The following is a 15,883-nucleotide window of genomic DNA, read 5'->3' as shown; positions in this document are numbered from 1 at the left end:
AGAACACCCGCCGACCCCCGCGGGTCACCCGGCCGTGAGAGGCTGCCGGGCTGCGCCCCTTGCGGGGGGGGGATCGGAAGGCTAAGTCTTGGTCAAGACTTGCCGCCTACACACGACAACAGACCGCCAGCAACGAGGCCCGAGCGATGCGCGATCCGATTGAAACCTACATGAACCTTGTGCCGATGGTCGTCGAACAGACCAGCCGCGGCGAACGAGCCTATGACATCTTCTCGCGCCTGTTGAAGGAGCGGATCATCTTTGTCACCGGCCCTGTGCATGACGGCATGGCGTCGCTGATCGTGGCGCAGTTGCTGCACCTCGAGGCCGAGAATCCGTCCAAGGAAATCTCGATGTATATCAACAGCCCCGGCGGTGTCGTCACCTCGGGCCTGTCGATCTACGACACCATGCAGTATATCCGGCCCAAGGTCTCGACCATGGTGATCGGGCAGGCGGCCTCGATGGGCTCGCTGCTGCTGGCGGCGGGCGAAAAGGGGATGCGCTTTTCGCTGCCCAACAGCCGGATCATGGTGCACCAGCCCTCGGGCGGGTTCCAGGGCCAGGCGACCGACATCTCGATCCATGCGCGCGAGATCCTGGACCTCAAGGAACGGCTGAACCAGATCTACGTCAAACACTGCGGCCAGACCTTGAAAAAGGTCGAATCCGCGTTGGAGCGCGACAATTTCATGACGCCCGAGGCCGCCAAGGATTGGGGCCTGATCGACGAAATCTTCAGCAGCCGCGACAAGACCCCGGCGGACGCCTGATCCCACAAGGGCGGGCGGGTGCAATTTTGCCATTGTTCCCGCCCCCATGCTGGCCTAACCTTGACGAAATGGCCCGTCAGAAGGCCCGAACCGACGACGAGCACGAGGTGTCGAATGGCTCATTCCTCCGGCAATGACAGCAAGAACACGCTGTATTGTTCCTTTTGCGGCAAAAGCCAGCACGAGGTCCGCAAGCTGATCGCGGGCCCGACCGTGTTCATCTGCGACGAATGCGTCGAGCTGTGCATGGACATCATCCGCGAAGAAACGAAGGGCTCGGGCTTCAAGACGACCGACGGCGTGCCCTCGCCGCGCGATATCTGCAAGGTGCTGGACGACTATGTCATCGGCCAGGAGCGTGCGAAGCGCGTGCTCTCTGTGGCGGTGCACAACCACTACAAGCGGTTGGGCTTTTCCGGCAAGGCCGGCAAGGGCGGCGAGATCGAGCTGAGCAAGTCGAACATCCTGCTGATCGGCCCGACCGGCTGCGGCAAGACCCTGCTGGCTCAGACGCTGGCGCGGATCCTCGACGTGCCCTTCACGATGGCCGACGCGACGACGCTGACCGAGGCCGGCTATGTCGGCGAGGATGTGGAAAACATCATCCTCAAGCTGTTGCAGGCGTCGGAATACAACGTCGAACGCGCGCAGCGCGGCATCGTCTATATCGACGAGGTGGACAAGATCACGCGCAAGTCCGACAACCCCTCGATCACCCGCGACGTGTCGGGCGAGGGGGTGCAGCAGGCGCTGTTGAAGCTGATGGAGGGGACGGTCGCCAGCGTGCCGCCGCAGGGCGGTCGCAAGCATCCGCAGCAGGAATTCCTGCAAGTGGACACGACCAACATCCTGTTCATCTGCGGCGGGGCCTTTGCCGGGCTGGAACGCATCATTTCCCAGCGCAACAAGGGCACGGCGATCGGCTTTGGCGCCGATGTGAAGGACGAATCCAAACGCACCGTGGGCGAGGCGCTGCAACAGCTCGAACCCGAGGATCTGCTGAAATTCGGCCTGATCCCCGAATTCGTCGGCCGTCTGCCGGTAATCGCGACGCTGACCGATCTGGACGAAGACGCCCTGGTGACCATCCTGACCGAGCCCAAGAACGCGCTGGTCAAGCAGTATCAGCGCCTGTTCGAGATCGAGGGCGCGGAACTGACCTTTACCGACGATGCGCTGCGCGCCATCTCGCGCCGGGCGATCGCCCGCAAGACCGGCGCGCGCGGCTTGCGGTCGATCATGGAGGATATCCTGCTGGATACCATGTTCGAACTGCCGGGCATGGAAAACGTGCAGGAGGTCGTCGTCAACGAAGAGGCGGTCACCTCGGGCACGCATCCGTTGATGATCTACGCCGATGCCAAGCCGCAGGGCGCCAGCTCCTCGGCCGGCTGAACGGCCACCGGAATTGCAGAACGCCCCGGATTTCCGGGGCGTTTCGCGTTTCAGGGGGCGGCAAAGGGTGTCCGGCTGCGATTGCCTGACAAATCAGGGCCGCACCGAGGGGCGCAGGATCTCGATCACGCAGGGCCCTTTCAGCCCTCCCGCGAGTGCCGGCAGGTCGGCGTCGGTGCCGCGCATGAAGGGCAGGCCCATGGCCTCGGCCAAGGCCCCCATGTCCGGGGCCGAGGGGGTGCAGCCGATCACCTCGACGCCGGCCTCGCGCATCGCGTCGGCGATCTCGCCATAGCCGTTGTTGTTGAAGACGACAAAGGTCACGTTCAGCCCCTCGTCCAGCGCGGTGCGCAATTCGCCCGGGTGGAACATCAGCCCGCCGTCCCCGGTCAGGCACAGCACGCGCGCGTCGCGATCGGCAAGCGCGGCGCCGATCGCCGCACAGGGTCCGAATCCCAGCGCGCCGTAGCCGGTGGCGGCGTTGAACCAGCCGCCCGGCCGGTCGTGGTCGTAATAGAGGTTGCCGGCGTAGACGGTCTGCGTGGAATCCCCGACCAGGATCGCCCCCGGCGCCGCGGCACGCAGGGCGTCGAGCATCCGGACCTCGGCCTGGTAGACCTCGGGGAGGGCGGCAAAGGCTGCGGCGCGGGTCGCGGCCGCGCGCTCGGCGCCGCCGGGGGCAGGCGCCGGCGGGGCCAGTTTGGGCAGGATCGCCGCAGCATCGGCCTGCAAGGTCAGCGCCGCGTGGTAACGCGCCAGCTGCGCGCCGTCGATGTCGATGCGGATCATGCCGGACAGGTCGGGCATCCCGCCCTTGCCATACATGTCACAATCCGTTGGGCCAAGTTCAGAGCCGACGACAAGCAGTTGATCCGAGCCCCGGATGAGATCGCTCACGGGGCCCAGGCTGGGGCTGGCGGGAACGGTCAGGGGATGGCCATGCATCAGCCCGCGCGCGTTGGTCGTCAGGATCACGGGGGCGCCCAGGGCCTCGGCCAGGGACTGAAGTTCGGGCCCGGCGCGGCGGCATCCGCCGCCGGCCAGAATGACCGGCCGCCGCGCGGCGCGCAAACGGGCGCGGGCCTTGGCGGGATCGGGCAAGGCGGGCGCGGGATGTGCCAGCGCGGCCGCTGTCGGGGCCTTGGCCGCCATCAGATCCAGCGGAACCTCGATATGCACCGGGCCGCCCCGCCCGGTGGTCAACGCCCGTCCGGCATGGGCCAGAAGCCCGGGCAACGCCTGCGGGTCCTCCAGGTGCAGGGCCGGGCCCAGGGTGCGGGTCAGGGCGCGCTGGTCCGGCAGTTCGTGCAGATACCCCAGCCCCTTGCCCAGCGTGTCGCGGCGGTTGACCCCGGAAATGACCAGCACCGGCACGCTGTCCGCGCGGGCCTGCGCCATCGGCGTCAGGATGTTGGTAACGCCGGGCCCGGTGATGACCAGCGCGACGCCGAAGCGCCCCGAAATCCGCGCGTAACCGTCGGCCATGAAGCCGGCGGCGGCCTCGTGCCTGGGGGTGACGTGACGAATTCCGGCGCCGGCCAGCGCCCGATACAGTTCGATCGTGTGCACGCCCGGGATCCCGAAGATCACCTCGACCCCTTGGATTTTCAGCCAATCCACAAGGGTTTGCGCGACGGTGTTCATGCGGCTTTCCGTTCGGCGTGGGCGCGGATGCGGCGGCAGGCTTCGTGCGTGTCGGCGTCCGAGGCATTGAGCGCGATGCGCAGCCAGCCTTCCAGCGCCGGCCCGAACGACGCCCCCGGCATGGCCGCGACCCCGGTACGGTCGAGCAGGTCCAGCGCGAAGTCGAGTGAATTGTCAGACAATGTCCGAATGTCAAGCAATGCGAACATGCCGGCCTCGGGGCGGTGGACATTCAGGCCGGCGACCCCGTCAAGCGCGTCGAACAGGATCTGCGCCCGGTTCGCCATGCGCGCGGCCATACCCTGGGCCAGGGTGGGCGGCGCCAGCACAGCCTGCGCGGTCATGTCGGCGATGAAGGGTTGCGAGCCGAACAGCATCGTCTCGCTCAACGGCAGCGCGCGGGTGCAGAATTCGACCGGGCCGACCACCCAGCCCGAGCGAAATCCGGGCGCTGCGTGACTTTTCGAGATCGACGCCGCGATCACGGTGCGATCTTCGAACGCGGGATCGGCCAGGGCCGAGGTGAAGGGCCGCCCGGCGTGGGTGAGATCGCCGTAAACCTCGTCCGAGACGATCCACAGATCGTGCGCCTGCGCCAGCGCGCCGATCGCCGCCAGTTCGGCCGGTCCCAGGATGGCGCCGGTCGGATTGTGCGGCGTGTTGATCAGGATTGCGCGCGTCGCCGGGGTGATCTTTTCCGCGATATCCGAGGCTTGCAGGCGAAAGCTCATCTCGGGGCGCAGCCGGACCCCGACCGGAATCGCCCCCGAGGCCCGGATCAGCCCCTCATAGGTCGCATACATCGGATCGCTCAGGATGACCTCGCAGCCCGGTTCGCACAGGGCACGCAGCACCAGATACAGTGACGTCTGGGTGCCGGGCAGGCAGAGGAACCGGTTCTGGCCGATCTCGCGGCCCAGGCGTTCGGTGTAGCGGCGCGACAGGGCGGACAGCAACGACGGCTCGCCGCGCCCGTTGGAATAGCCCGTCCGCCCGGCCTGCATGGCGGCGCAGGCGGCGTCGATCAGCCAGTCGGGCGTCGGCACATCGGGTTCGCCGATTGTCAGGTTGATGACCGGTTGGCCCGCGTCGATCCGTTTGCGCGCGGCCAGGCTCAGGGTCCACTTGTCCGACCCCAGCCCGGCAAGCTGTTCGGTCACGGCGGCATATTTCATATCAATCCTCGGGCAATTCCAGTTCAAGAAGACGCGAGAACGCCTTGATGGCAATCCCCTTCATTTCGCCATCGCGAAAATGGTCGGGCAGGGCGCCGGCCTCGATCCAGAGCCCGTCGAGCAGGGCGTTGCCGGCGATCGCCAGCGCCCTGGTGTCGGCCGTGTCCCGCCCCGCCGCGTCAAGCGCATCGGCGATCAACCCTTCGAGCCGGTCGCGAAAGGCCAGATAGGTCGCCTCGTGCACCGCGCGCATCGCGGCGTCGCGCGGCACCAGCTGCATCGAGGCCGCCCACAGCGCGACCGCCCGCGAATCGGTCACCGGTGGCCCGACGGCGGCCGCCAGAAAGCCCGCCAGCCGCGCCAGGGGATCGTCCGGCAGGTCGTCCAGTGTGGCGCCGCTGGCCTCGGTCAGGCCGGTCATGAGGGATTCGTGCGCGGCCGCGACCAGATCTTCCTTGGTCGCGAAATAGTGCCGGATCAATCCCGGCGTGACGCCCGCGCGCAGGGCGATGGCGCGCACCGTGGCGGCCTGGGGCCCGCCCTGGGCGATCAGGTCCAGCGTCGCCTCGATCAGGGCGGCGCGGCGGCCTTCCTCGCCGATGCGGACAAAGGGCCTGCGCCCCGGGCCGGTCTGCGCACCGCTCATGCGCGCAGCACCGGTCGGGTCAGACAGGTCGGCCCGCCCTCGCAGGCGATGCACAGCGCGTCCCCCTGGAACACCTGCACACGGCAGCCGTGGGCCTCCATCAGGGCGCGCGTGCGCGGAAAGCCGTCCACCATCACCACGTCTTGCGGCGCCAGCATCAAGACGTTCAGGCTGAGCCCGTTCGAGGCCGTGAATTCGTCCTCGGGGGCGTGCAGCAAGGTCCAGCCGCGCGCGGTCAGTTCTGCCCACAGCGCATAGGGCAACAGCGGCGCGTGGATCAGCGCCATGCGCGGCCCCAGGGGCGAGATCAGCGACATCAGGTGCAGGCAGGCCTCGGGGCCGGTCCAATAGGGCAGGTCATAGGCCTGCACGCGCATCCCATGGGGCGCCAGCAAGGCGGCGACAGCGTCGATTCCCGCCTGGTTGGTGCGCGCGCCGCGCCCGATCGCCAGCGTGTCGGGGTCGATCCAGACGCAATCCCCGGATTCGACCGTCGCGTCGCCGGACAGTTGGCCCAGCACCGGCACGCCCAGTGCCTCGTAGGTGGCGCGGTGCAGCGCGGGTTCGCGCCGCCGCAGGGGCTTGCCCATGTTCAGCACCACCGCCCCGGCGCGGGTGACAAAGGACGGGTCCTGCACGAAAACCGCGTCCGACAAATCGTCGTCAACCGAAGGAATCCAGTGGATTTCCGCGCCCGAAGCGGCGACGATGGCTGCAAGTGCGGCGTGTTGGGTTTCGGCCCTTGCCGGGTCGAAGCCGGGGCCGTAATGCCAGGCGCCGGGGTCGGCGGCGGCCATTGCCGGGCCAGGGGCGCGCATGAGGACGCGGGCCAGGGGTTTCGAGCGGTCTTCGGCGCCATGGGGCATGGGGGATCTCGCGGCGTAATTATACGCTTGAATAATTGCGCAGGTTTTGGCCTTCTACAAGGACATTCGCCCGGGCCGACGGACGGTGCAAGGGCGATCCACAGGCGCGACAAACAGCGCCGCAACGACAGGAGTAGACGATGAGGAAAATCTTCGTGACGGCGTCCGTGCTGGCCTTGGTGGCGGGGGCGGCCCTGGCGGACCCGCTGCGTGTCGGCATCGCCGCCGAGCCGTATCCGCCGTTCGCGGCGCCCGATTCCGCGGGCCAGTGGGTCGGCTGGGAGGTGGACATCATCCACGCCGTCTGCGCCGCCGCCGCGGTCGATTGCGAGATCACGCCGACCGCCTGGGACGGCATCATCCCGGCGCTGGTCTCGGGGCGGATCGACGTCATCATGGCGTCGATGACGATCACCGAGGACCGCCTGCAAACCATTGATTTCTCTGACCCCTACTACAACACCCCGGTGGTCGTCGTGGCGCAGAAAGACATGGGCATGAGCGCCACGCCCGAGGGGCTGGCCGGCCGCGTTCTGGGGGTCCAGGTCTCGACCATCTTCCAGGACTACGCGCAGCACTATTTCGAGGGGCAGACCGAGATCCGCACCTATCAGACCCAGGACGAGGCAAACCAGGACCTGGCCTCGGGGCGGATCGACGCGACGCTGGCGGACAGCCTGGCGATGGATCCTTTCCTGGCCTCGGACGCGGGCGGCTGCTGCGTGTCGCTGGGGCCGGTGGCGATGGACGAGGCGATTCTGGGCCGCGGCATCGGCGCGGGGGTGCGCAAGGGCGACACCGCCACGCTCGAGGCCATCAACCGTGGGATCGCGGCGATTCTCGCGAACGGCACCTATGAAGAGATCACGTCGCGCTATTTCGCGACCTCGATCTACGGCGGCTGACCTTGCTGGACGGGCTGTTCCAGGCGTGGCCGGGGCTTGAAGCCTCGGCCGCGCTTTTGTCGCTGTCACCGCCGGGGTGGGGCGCCAATCTGCTGCGCGGTGCGGCCAATTCGCTGATCATCGCGCTGGGGGCGTTCGGGCTGGGCTGCGCGATCGGCACCGCCGGCGCGCTGGGCAAGCTGGGCGGCGGGCCGGTGACGCGCGACCTGCTGGCGGTCTATACGACCGTGGTGCGCGCGGTGCCCGAACTGATCCTGATCCTGCTGCTCTATTACGCCGGCACCGACCTGTTGAACCAGGCGCTCGGGGCGCTGGGGTATCGGCCGGTCGAAATCTCGGGCCTGGCCGCCGGGATCGGGGTTCTGGGGGTGGTGCAGGGCGCCTATGCGACCGAGGTGCTGCGCGGCGCCATCCAGGCGGTGCCCCGGGGGCAGATCGAAGCCGCGCGCGCCTATGGCATGAACGCGGTCCAGGTCTTTCGTCGCGTGACGGTTCCGGCGATGCTGCCGCTGGCGCTGCCGGGCCTGTCGAACCTGTGGCTCATCGCCACCAAGGACACGGCGCTGCTGGCGATCGTGGGCTTCAGCGAACTGACGCTTGAAACCCGGCAGGCGGCCAGTTCGACCCGGGCGTATTTCACCTTTTTCCTGGCGGCCGGCGCGCTCTATCTCATCATGACGCTGGTTTCGGCCCGCGTCTTCGGCTGGATCGAGGCCCGCTACCGGCGCGGCCACGCCGGGGCCCGCGCCTGATGCGGGCGCTGCTGCAACCGCACCGGCTGGTGCTGATCGGGCTGGCGCTGGCGCTGGCCGTCTGGGCGGCGGTGGCGCTGCGCTGGGACTGGATCCCGCGCTATGCGGCGCTGGGGGCCGAAGGGCTGTGGCGCACGACCTGGCTGCTGGTGCTGTCCACGGGGATCGGTTTTGCGCTGGCCGTGCCGCTGGGGCTGGCGCAGGCGGCCGGGCCGCGCGTTCTGGCGCTGCCGGCGCGCTGGTTCTGCACGCTGATCCGGGGCACGCCCCTGTTGTTGCAGATCTGGCTGATCTATTACGGGCTGGGCAGCCTGTTCCCGCAATATCCCTGGATCCGCCACTCTGATCTATGGCCGATCCTCAGGCAGGCGTGGCCCTATGCCTTGTTGGCGCTGTCGCTGAGCTATGCGGGCTACGAGGGCGAGGTGATGCGCGGGGCGTTCCGTTCGGTGCCCCATGGCCAGCTCGAGGCGGCGCGGGCCTATGGGTTCTCGCGGCTGGCCGTGTTCCGCCGCATCTGGTTGCCGCAGGCGCTGGCGCGGGTCCTGCCGACGCTGGGCGGCGAGACGGTGCTGCAACTGAAATCGACCCCGCTGGTCGCGACGATCACGGTGATCGAGATCTACGCGGTGGCCAGCCGGGTGCGGCAGGACACATTCATCATCTATGAGCCGCTGATCCTGCTGGCGCTGGTCTATCTGGTCTTTGCGGGGTTGATCGTGCTGGCCTTTCGCCGGCTGGAGCGGCGGTTCGCGCGGGGGCTGGGGTAAAGGCGGGGGGCCAGCCCCCCGCACCCCCCGCCAAAGGGGGTTTTCCACCCCCTTTGGATACCCCCGAGGATATTTCCGGCACAAAGAAGGGGGGGGCGCGATCTCAGTAGCCCAGCGCGCACCCGTCCTTGCGCGGGTCCGAGGCGCCGATCAGCACGCCGCGGGAATCGAGCGTGATCGCCTGCGCGCCGCCCAGCGGTTCGGCCGACCAGCGCATCCGGTGCCCCTTGGCCGCGAGGGCGGCAAAGGTGCCGCTGTCGTAGCCGGTTTCCAGCGCCAGCCCGTCCTGGCCGGAAAAGAGCCCGGCAAAGGCGCGCGGCGCGTCGATCGCGGCCTGCGGCCCGAGGCCGTAGTCCACCAGGTTCGACACCAGCCGCGCGTGTCCGCAGGGCTGGTAGGCGCCCCCCATCACCCCGAAGGGCATCGTCAGCCTGCCCTCGTGGCGCAGCATTCCGGGGATGATCGTGTGCATCGGCCGCTTGCCGCCCGCGGCCTCGTTCGGGTGGCCGGTTTCCAGCGTGAAGCCCGCGCCACGGTTCTGGAAACCGATCCCGAAGCGCGCCGAAGCCAGCCCCGAGCCGAAGCTGTGGAACACCGAGTAGATCAGTGACACCGCCATGCGGTCGCGGTCCACGACGGTGATGTAGATCGTGTCCTTGTGCACCTGTTCGCTGAGCGGCTGCACCTGAGCCATGGCGCGGTCCATGTCGATCAGGGCGGCCAGACGCGCGGCGGTGTCCGGCGCCAGCATGTGCGCCAGGCGGGTGACGTGATCGGCATCCGCAAGGAACCGGTTGCGCGCGTCATAGGCAAGGCGGGTGGCCTCGGCCTCGAGGTGGGTGCGTTCGGCGCCGAACGGGTCCATCGCGCCGAGGTCGAAATGCGACAGGATGTTGAGCAGAAGAAGAGCCGTCGCGCCCTGGCCGTTGGGGGCGTGCTCGATCAGTTCATGCCCGCGATACTGGCCGCTGACCGGCTCGGAATAGTCGCAGGCGACGGCGGCGAAATCGTCCAGCGTATGGGCGCCGCCCAGAGCTTGCAGCGTGGCGACCATGTCCTCGGCCACCTCGCCCTCGTAAAAGCCCGCGCGCCCGTCCCGTGCGATGCGGCGCAGAACCTCGGCCTGGCCGGGCAGGGCGAAGCGGTCGCCTGCGCGCGGCGCCGTGCCGCCGGGCAGGAAGTGGCGCCGGGCCTCGTGCTGGAGGTGCCCGGCCTCGGCCCAGTCGCGCGCAACGCGCGGTGCGACCGGAACGCCGGCGTCGAAATAGTGGATGGCGGGGGCCAGCGTCTGCGCGAGGTCCAGCATCCCCCAGTCGGCGTTGAGCCGACAAAAGGCATCGACCGCGCCGGGCAGGGTCACGGCTTCGACACCGTAGACCGGGACCGAGGGGCCGAGGGCGCGCATCGCCTCGACATCCAGCGCCGCCGGGGCCCGCCCCGAGCCGTTCAGCGCGACGATGCGTTCGTCGCCCGCCGGTTTGATCAGCGCGAAGAGATCGCCGCCGAGGCCGGTCATCTGCGGCTCGCACAGGCCCAGCAGCACGGCGGCGCCGATCGCCGCGTCCACCGCGTTGCCGCCGTCTTGCAGCAGGCGGATCGCCGTCTGCGCCGCCAGCGGGTGCGAGGTCGCCACCATCCCGTTGTCCGCATAGACCGCCGAACGGCCAGGTTTCTGGAAATCGCGCATCGGCCCCCTCCTGAGTGTGCGGCGCAGGATAGGGTGCGGAGCCCGGTAAAGGGAAGGCCCCATCCGATCCGGGCCAGTCCGAGGGAACCGGGACAAGGCAGGCAAAGGACCGGGCGCGCCCGTCAGGGCACGGCCCGGCCCCGTGACGGGCTTTCGTGAACGCCCGCGCAAGGCGTCCGGCGGGCTTTGACGCTCGGATGTGCGCCCAGCGATGAACTCACCCCCGCCATGGGCAGGGGGCCAGGTCTGACCCCCTCCGATGGCGACGGCTCGCTGGCGATCGTCACGCCACCCGCCGGTAAAGACTTTCTGAAAACAGAAGGTTACTTCAATGCGGCAAGAATGAAGGGATTCGCGGGTCCCGGCTTCACCCATTCGGGTTAATTCCCTCGCCAAGTCGCGGAATGTGAGGCAAAGTGCCAACACCTTGCACGATGAGAATGCCATGACCGACGGTTTTCCGCCCGACCAAGCCCTGGACACGGATCGCGCGCGGCTGATCGGCAGCATCTACGAGGTCGTGCTGCGCCCTGAGCATTTCGACAGTTTCATGTCCGACTGGGGCGACTATGTCGATCAGGCGGCGCGGCGGCTGGGCGAGTTGCACGTGACCGAGGGGCAGGCCTCGCGGCATGTGGACGACCCGGTGATCGAGACGCATTTCCGCCGGGCGCTGGCGCTGTTCGAACGGATGGGGCGCGGCGCGGTGGTGCCGCTGGCGCCCATGGCCGAGGACCCGCTGATCCGGCTGGACCGGACTGGCAGCATTCTGCATGCCGGGTCTGAGGTGGCGGCGCTGTTCGGGGCTGACGAGCTGTCGCTGGAAACCATCCGCGCCGCGCTGGAACCCGATTCGGCCACCCGGTTCACCGCGTTCCTGACCCTGCTGGGCCGCGCGCCGGCGTCGGGGCGCTTTGCGGTGCTGTCCCTGGCCGAGGCATCCGGCGGTCCGCGCGCCGATCTGCCGGGCGGCGGGTTGCTGGCTCTGGTGACGGCACGCGACCCGGCCGGCGCCGGGTTCGTCGCCGAACTGCGGCCGATGGCGATCGGCTGGACGCCGGCGCTGGCGGGGCTGCTGGTCGAAAGCTTTCGCCTGACCCCGCGCGAAACCGAACTGGTGCGCGAACTGGCCCGGGGCGGCGATCTGCCCGCCATCGCCGCGCGCACGGGCCGGTCCCTGAACACCCTGCGGGCGCAGGTCAAATCGGTCTTTGCCAAGACCCGCACCGCCGGGCAGTCCGAGCTGATGCGGCTGATCGCGGTGTTGATGCTGCACGGGCCCGATGCCGGCGCCGGCCCCAACCCCGAGGCCGACGCCGGCGCCGGCGCCGACGCCCGGGCCGAGATCAACGTCGATGTCGGGGACGGACGGTCGATGCCGGTCACGCTGCTGGGCCCCGAGGACGGCCTGCCCGTGGTCTTCGTGCATGGCATGCTCGAGGGGCACGGCGCCTTGCAGGGGATCACGCCGCATCTGATGCGCGAAGGGCTGCGGCTGATCGCCCCCGAGCGGGCGAATTTCGGCCGCTCCTACCGCGATCCGCGGGTCCGCGAGGCCCCCGACGTCTTTGCCCGGGACCTGGCCGCGGTGCTGGCGCGGCTGGGCGTGCGACGGGCGATCACGCTGGGGCACATGGCGGGCGCGGTCTATGCGCATACCGCGGCGGCGCGGCTGGAAACGACCATTGCCGGGATGGTGGGCGTTGCCGGTTGCGTGCCGATCAAGAGCATCGAACAATTCGCCACCATGACCCCCCGGCAACGCGCAATGGCCCTGACCGCGCGTTTCGCACCGGCGCTGTTGCCCGCGGTGCTTCGTGCGGGCATCGCCCAGATCGACAGCCGCAACGCCGAACGGTTCATGACCCCGCTCTATGCCGAGGGCAGCCAGGACCGTGCGGTGGCCGACCGGCTGGGGCTGGTCGGGCGGATCACCGACGGCTATCGCTATACCGTCGCGCAGGGCCAGCAGGCGTTCCGCGTCGATGCCTGGCATGTGACGCGCGACTGGACGGCACTCATGGCCACGGCCGAGTATCCGATGCGGCTGATCCACGGCACGCTGGACCCGGTCGTCAGTTTCCAGAGCGTGCAGCAGTTCGCCCAATCCTGGCCACGCGCCCGCCTGATCGAGATCGAGGGCGAGGGTCAGCTTCTGCTCTACAGCCAGCCTCACCGGGTTGTGGCCGAGGTCGCGGCCTTTGCGCGATCGTGTCTGCTGCCCTAAGGGGCGGACGGATTGCCCCGGGCCGCGCGCACGCCCTATAGTCGCCCCGAAACCGCCGAACGACAGGACCCCATGCCGCACCGCCCCCAACTGACCGTCGGGTCCTACAACATCCACAAGGCCGTCGGCGCGGACCGTCGCCGCGACCCGCACCGCATCATCGCCGTGTTGCGCGAGATGGGCGCCGATCTTGTGGCCCTGCAAGAGGTCGATCGGCGCTTTGGCGACCGTCAGGGCGTGCTCGACCTGGACGAGGTCCACCACGCGACCGGCCTGACGCCGGTGCCCCTGCACGACCGAAAGGGCGACCTGGCCCATGGCTGGCACGGCAACCTCATTCTGGCGCGCGGGGCCGAGGTGGGTGATGTGCGCCTGATCGACCTGCCCGGGCTGGAGCCGCGCGGCGCGATCGTCGCCGATCTGCGGTTCGGCGATCAGCCGATTCGCGTGATCGGCGCGCATCTGGGCCTGCTCAAATCCTCGCGTTGGCAGCAGTCCCGCCGCCTCGCGGACGAGATCGACCCCGAGCGCCCGACCTTGATGATGGGCGACATGAACGAATGGCGGCGCGGGCCCGGATGTTCGCTGATGCCGTTGAAACACGGGCTGGACGCGGTCAGCCGGGCCGGCGCGGTGGCCAGCTTTCCGGCCCGCCGGCCGATGCTGCCGCTCGACCGGATCATCGGCTCGAACCTGGCGGAACTCAGCGATCTGGCGCCGCATGACACGCCGTTGTCGCGGCTTGCCTCGGACCACCTTCCGCTGCGCGCCCGGCTCAGGTTGGGGGCATGAGCGGCTGGCCCCTGTGGCTGGCACTGGCGCTGGCGCTGGCCGGCACGCTGGCGCTGGCTGCGCTCTTTGCCGCCGGCCGCTTTGCCAAGCTGCGGCGCGGCGCGCCGTCCCGGGCGCTCGCCCCCGCCGGGGACACCACCCTGGACGCCCTGCTCGACGGACCCGAGGCCGCGCATCCCGGCCTTTCGGGGGCCCGCCTGGTCCCCGCCGAGACCGAGGCCCTGGCCCTGCGTCTCGCCATGGCGCGGCTGGCCGAGCGCAGCCTCGATCTGCTGTATTACATCTGGGACGACGACCTGTCCGGCCGGTTGCTGGCGCAGGCGGTGCTCGACGCCGCCGATCGCGGCGTGCGGGTGCGCATGCTGCTCGATGACGTGAACGTGTTGAACCACGATCCCGTCTATCGCGCGCTGGATCGCCACCCGCGGATCGAACTGCGCTTGTTCAACCCGATCCGCCGCCGCGACCGCGGGCTGTTGCGCGGGCTGGAAATGGTGCTGACCCTGCTGCCCTACAACAGGCGGATGCACGGCAAGCTATGGATCACCGACGGCCGGCTGGCCATGACAGGCGGGCGCAACGTCGGCGACGCCTATTTCGGTGCCCTCGCCGGGCAGGGCCGCGGGGTGGATTATGACGACCTCGATGCGCTGCTGGCGGGGCCCGTGCTGCGTCAGGCCGAGGCCCACTTCGATCGCTTCTGGAACTCCGACGTGGCGCTGCCGATCCGCACCCTCTGGCCCGGCAAGCGCACGCGGCTGAAGCGGTTCCGCACGCGGCTCGCGCGGTTCTTGCGATCGCCCGAGACTCGCGCGCGGCTGGAGGTGCTGGCGCTGCCGTCGATGCAGGCCGCGGACACGGTCCTGGCCCTGGACCGGCTGCGCTGGACCGGGTCGCTCGCCTTCCTGGGCGACCCGCCGGAAAAGGCGCTGGGCACCGGGCGCGCCGACTGGCTGCCCGAGGCCTTGCTGCCACTGCTGCAATCCGCCGAACGCGAGTTGCGCATCATGACCCCGTATTTCGTGCCGGGCGTGCAGGGGCTGCGCGCATTGATCGCCCTGCAACGGCGCGGCGTGCAGGTGCACGTGGTCACCAACGGGCTGGCACTGGCCGACAATCTGCTGGTCTACGGCGCCTATCGCTGGTACCGCGCGCGCCTGCTCGCCGAGGGCGTGCGCATCTTCGAGGTGTCCACCTATCAGGGGCCTGACCGGATGCTGCATTCCAAGGCCTTCGTGGTCGATGGCGCCCGGGCCTTCGTGGGCTCGTTCAACTTCGACCTGCGTTCGGCCTTTCTGAACACCGAACTGGGCATCACCTTTGCCGATCCCGTGCTGGTTGCCGACCTCGAAGCGATCTTCAACGACCTGACCCGCCCGGCCTGCGCCTGGGAGGTCGGTCTCGACGGGACCCGCCCGCAATGGTCGCGCGGTGCCGCCGAACGGACCCACCTGGAACCCCAGAGCACCACCGCCCGGCGGGCGATCTCATGGCTGATCGGGCATCTTCCGATCCACAGGTTCCTCTGACCAGAAGGCGCCGTCCGGGGCCTCGGGATTGGTGCGGGCAAAGGCGTGCGCAGCATCGGCGGGCGTGGCCAGCGCCTCGGCCAGCCGCCGGCGATAGTCGGCGCGCGCGATCTCGACCCCGCCCAGGGACGCCAGGTGCGGCGTCAGATACTGCGTGTCCATCAGCCGGTAGCCGCCGCGAACAAGCCGCGCGACCAATTCGGCCAGCGCCATCTTCGAGCCGCCCGTGACCCGGCTGACCATGCTTTCGGCAAAGAACGCCCCACCCATCGCCAACCCGTAGACCCCGCCCGCCAACCGGCCATCGGGGCACAGAACCTCGATCGAATGCGCCAGGCCGAGCGCGTGCAACTCCAGGAACACCCGTTCGATGTCGGCGTTGATCCAGGTCTCGGGCCGATCCGCGCAAGCCGCCACGACACCGCCGAAATCGCCGTCGCAGCGAAACCGGAAGCCGCCGCGCCGCCGCGTCCGGCGCAGACTGCGGGCGATGTGAAACCCGTCCAGCGGCATCACGCCCCGGCGCCTGGGCTCGAACCAGTGTATCTCGGTCGCCTGCGCGGTCTCGGCCATCGGAAACACGCCGCCGGCATAGGCACGCAGAACCAGCTCAGGCGTCAATCGCATGGGCGCGCGCCCCGTCTTCTTTGTGCCGGAAATATCCTCGGGGGATCCAAGGGGGTGGAAAACCCCCTTGGGCAGGGGGTGCGGGGGGCGGCAGC

General features: G+C 69.2%; 14 protein-coding genes. 8 read left to right on the top strand and 6 right to left on the bottom strand.

Annotated elements, in window-relative coordinates:
- Window positions 1–146: 146 nt before the first annotated feature.
- Window positions 147–773, top strand: coding sequence for an ATP-dependent Clp protease proteolytic subunit (locus H6900_14650; protein ID MCC0074521.1), 627 nt, complete (start codon window positions 147–149; stop codon window positions 771–773).
- 114 nt (window positions 774–887) lie between these two features.
- On the top strand, window positions 888–2,168 hold the full coding sequence (clpX, locus tag H6900_14645; protein MCC0074520.1) for an ATP-dependent Clp protease ATP-binding subunit ClpX: 1,281 nt from the start codon (window positions 888–890) through the stop codon (window positions 2,166–2,168).
- 93 nt (window positions 2,169–2,261) lie between these two features.
- Here clpX and H6900_14640 read toward each other — a convergent pair whose 3' ends face one another.
- The 4 genes from H6900_14640 to H6900_14625 are packed head-to-tail and all read right to left on the bottom strand — an operon-like array spanning window position 2,262 to window position 6,499.
- Complete coding sequence (locus H6900_14640) at window positions 2,262–3,812, bottom strand: 5-guanidino-2-oxopentanoate decarboxylase (GenBank protein MCC0074519.1); 1,551 nt, start codon at window positions 3,810–3,812, stop codon at window positions 2,262–2,264.
- Complete coding sequence (locus tag H6900_14635; GenBank protein ID MCC0074518.1) at window positions 3,809–4,987, bottom strand: pyridoxal phosphate-dependent aminotransferase; 1,179 nt, start codon at window positions 4,985–4,987, stop codon at window positions 3,809–3,811. Before H6900_14635 ends, H6900_14640 begins: the two co-directional genes overlap by 4 nt.
- Window position 4,988: 1 nt before the next feature.
- Entirely contained in the window at window positions 4,989–5,633 is a 645-nt protein-coding gene (locus tag H6900_14630) for a TetR family transcriptional regulator (GenBank protein MCC0074517.1), read from the bottom strand.
- Window positions 5,630–6,499, bottom strand: a complete 870-nt coding sequence (locus H6900_14625; GenBank protein MCC0074516.1) for an amidinotransferase — start codon at window positions 6,497–6,499, stop codon at window positions 5,630–5,632. Before H6900_14625 ends, H6900_14630 begins: the two co-directional genes overlap by 4 nt.
- 140 nt (window positions 6,500–6,639) lie before the next feature.
- Here H6900_14625 and H6900_14620 point away from each other — a divergent pair, with 140 nt between their 5' ends.
- Genes H6900_14620 through H6900_14610 form a run of 3 tightly spaced genes read left to right on the top strand, consistent with a single transcriptional unit; the run spans window position 6,640 to window position 8,926 of the window.
- Window positions 6,640–7,404: a transporter substrate-binding domain-containing protein gene (locus H6900_14620; GenBank protein ID MCC0074515.1), complete on the top strand. Its 765-nt coding sequence runs from the start codon at window positions 6,640–6,642 to the stop codon at window positions 7,402–7,404.
- 5 nt (window positions 7,405–7,409) lie between these two features.
- Window positions 7,410–8,156, top strand: a complete 747-nt coding sequence (locus H6900_14615) for an ABC transporter permease subunit (GenBank protein MCC0074514.1) — start codon at window positions 7,410–7,412, stop codon at window positions 8,154–8,156.
- A complete protein-coding gene (locus H6900_14610; GenBank protein ID MCC0074513.1) occupies window positions 8,156–8,926 on the top strand; it encodes an ABC transporter permease in 771 nt (256 codons plus the stop codon). The genes H6900_14615 and H6900_14610 overlap by 1 nt, the downstream gene beginning before the upstream one ends.
- Before the next feature lie 103 nt (window positions 8,927–9,029).
- Here the strand turns inward: H6900_14610 and H6900_14605 are convergent, their stop codons facing one another.
- Window positions 9,030–10,613: a gamma-glutamyltransferase family protein gene (locus H6900_14605; GenBank protein MCC0074512.1), complete on the bottom strand. Its 1,584-nt coding sequence runs from the start codon at window positions 10,611–10,613 to the stop codon at window positions 9,030–9,032.
- 445 nt (window positions 10,614–11,058) lie between these two features.
- Here H6900_14605 and H6900_14600 point away from each other — a divergent pair, with 445 nt between their 5' ends.
- From H6900_14600 to H6900_14590, 3 genes are all read left to right on the top strand, one after another.
- Window positions 11,059–12,840, top strand: coding sequence for an alpha/beta hydrolase (locus H6900_14600; GenBank protein ID MCC0074511.1), 1,782 nt, complete (start codon window positions 11,059–11,061; stop codon window positions 12,838–12,840).
- Between the two features lie 72 nt (window positions 12,841–12,912).
- Complete coding sequence (locus H6900_14595) at window positions 12,913–13,632, top strand: endonuclease/exonuclease/phosphatase family protein (GenBank protein ID MCC0074510.1); 720 nt, start codon at window positions 12,913–12,915, stop codon at window positions 13,630–13,632.
- Window positions 13,629–15,161, top strand: coding sequence for a phosphatidylserine/phosphatidylglycerophosphate/cardiolipin synthase family protein (locus tag H6900_14590; protein ID MCC0074509.1), 1,533 nt, complete (start codon window positions 13,629–13,631; stop codon window positions 15,159–15,161). Before H6900_14595 ends, H6900_14590 begins: the two co-directional genes overlap by 4 nt.
- Here the strand turns inward: H6900_14590 and H6900_14585 are convergent.
- Window positions 15,120–15,788 carry a leucyl/phenylalanyl-tRNA--protein transferase gene (locus tag H6900_14585; GenBank protein ID MCC0074508.1) on the bottom strand — a complete coding sequence of 223 codons (669 nt, stop codon included), beginning with the start codon at window positions 15,786–15,788 and terminating at the stop codon, window positions 15,120–15,122. The genes H6900_14590 and H6900_14585 overlap by 42 nt on opposite strands.
- Window positions 15,789–15,883: the final 95 nt, after the last annotated feature.

Origin of the sequence: Rhodobacter sp., assembly GCA_020637515.1 — a bacterium.
Taxonomy (GTDB): Bacteria; Pseudomonadota; Alphaproteobacteria; order Rhodobacterales; family Rhodobacteraceae; genus Pararhodobacter.
This window is presented reverse-complemented; position numbering and strand designations above follow the sequence as displayed.

Coding starts and splice junctions, on each gene's coding strand:
- H6900_14605 (MCC0074512.1), bottom strand. CDS start 10,613: ATGCGCGATTTCCAGAAACCTGGCCGTTCGGCGGTCTATGCGGACAAC.
- H6900_14590 (MCC0074509.1), top strand. CDS start 13,629: ATGAGCGGCTGGCCCCTGTGGCTGGCACTGGCGCTGGCGCTGGCCGGC.
- clpX (MCC0074520.1), top strand. CDS start 888: ATGGCTCATTCCTCCGGCAATGACAGCAAGAACACGCTGTATTGTTCC.
- H6900_14610 (MCC0074513.1), top strand. CDS start 8,156: ATGCGGGCGCTGCTGCAACCGCACCGGCTGGTGCTGATCGGGCTGGCG.
- H6900_14620 (MCC0074515.1), top strand. CDS start 6,640: ATGAGGAAAATCTTCGTGACGGCGTCCGTGCTGGCCTTGGTGGCGGGG.
- H6900_14630 (MCC0074517.1), bottom strand. CDS start 5,633: ATGAGCGGTGCGCAGACCGGCCCGGGGCGCAGGCCCTTTGTCCGCATC.
- H6900_14585 (MCC0074508.1), bottom strand. CDS start 15,788: ATGCGATTGACGCCTGAGCTGGTTCTGCGTGCCTATGCCGGCGGCGTG.
- H6900_14600 (MCC0074511.1), top strand. CDS start 11,059: ATGACCGACGGTTTTCCGCCCGACCAAGCCCTGGACACGGATCGCGCG.
- H6900_14650 (MCC0074521.1), top strand. CDS start 147: ATGCGCGATCCGATTGAAACCTACATGAACCTTGTGCCGATGGTCGTC.
- H6900_14625 (MCC0074516.1), bottom strand. CDS start 6,499: ATGCCCCATGGCGCCGAAGACCGCTCGAAACCCCTGGCCCGCGTCCTC.
- H6900_14640 (MCC0074519.1), bottom strand. CDS start 3,812: ATGAACACCGTCGCGCAAACCCTTGTGGATTGGCTGAAAATCCAAGGG.
- H6900_14635 (MCC0074518.1), bottom strand. CDS start 4,987: ATGAAATATGCCGCCGTGACCGAACAGCTTGCCGGGCTGGGGTCGGAC.
- H6900_14595 (MCC0074510.1), top strand. CDS start 12,913: ATGCCGCACCGCCCCCAACTGACCGTCGGGTCCTACAACATCCACAAG.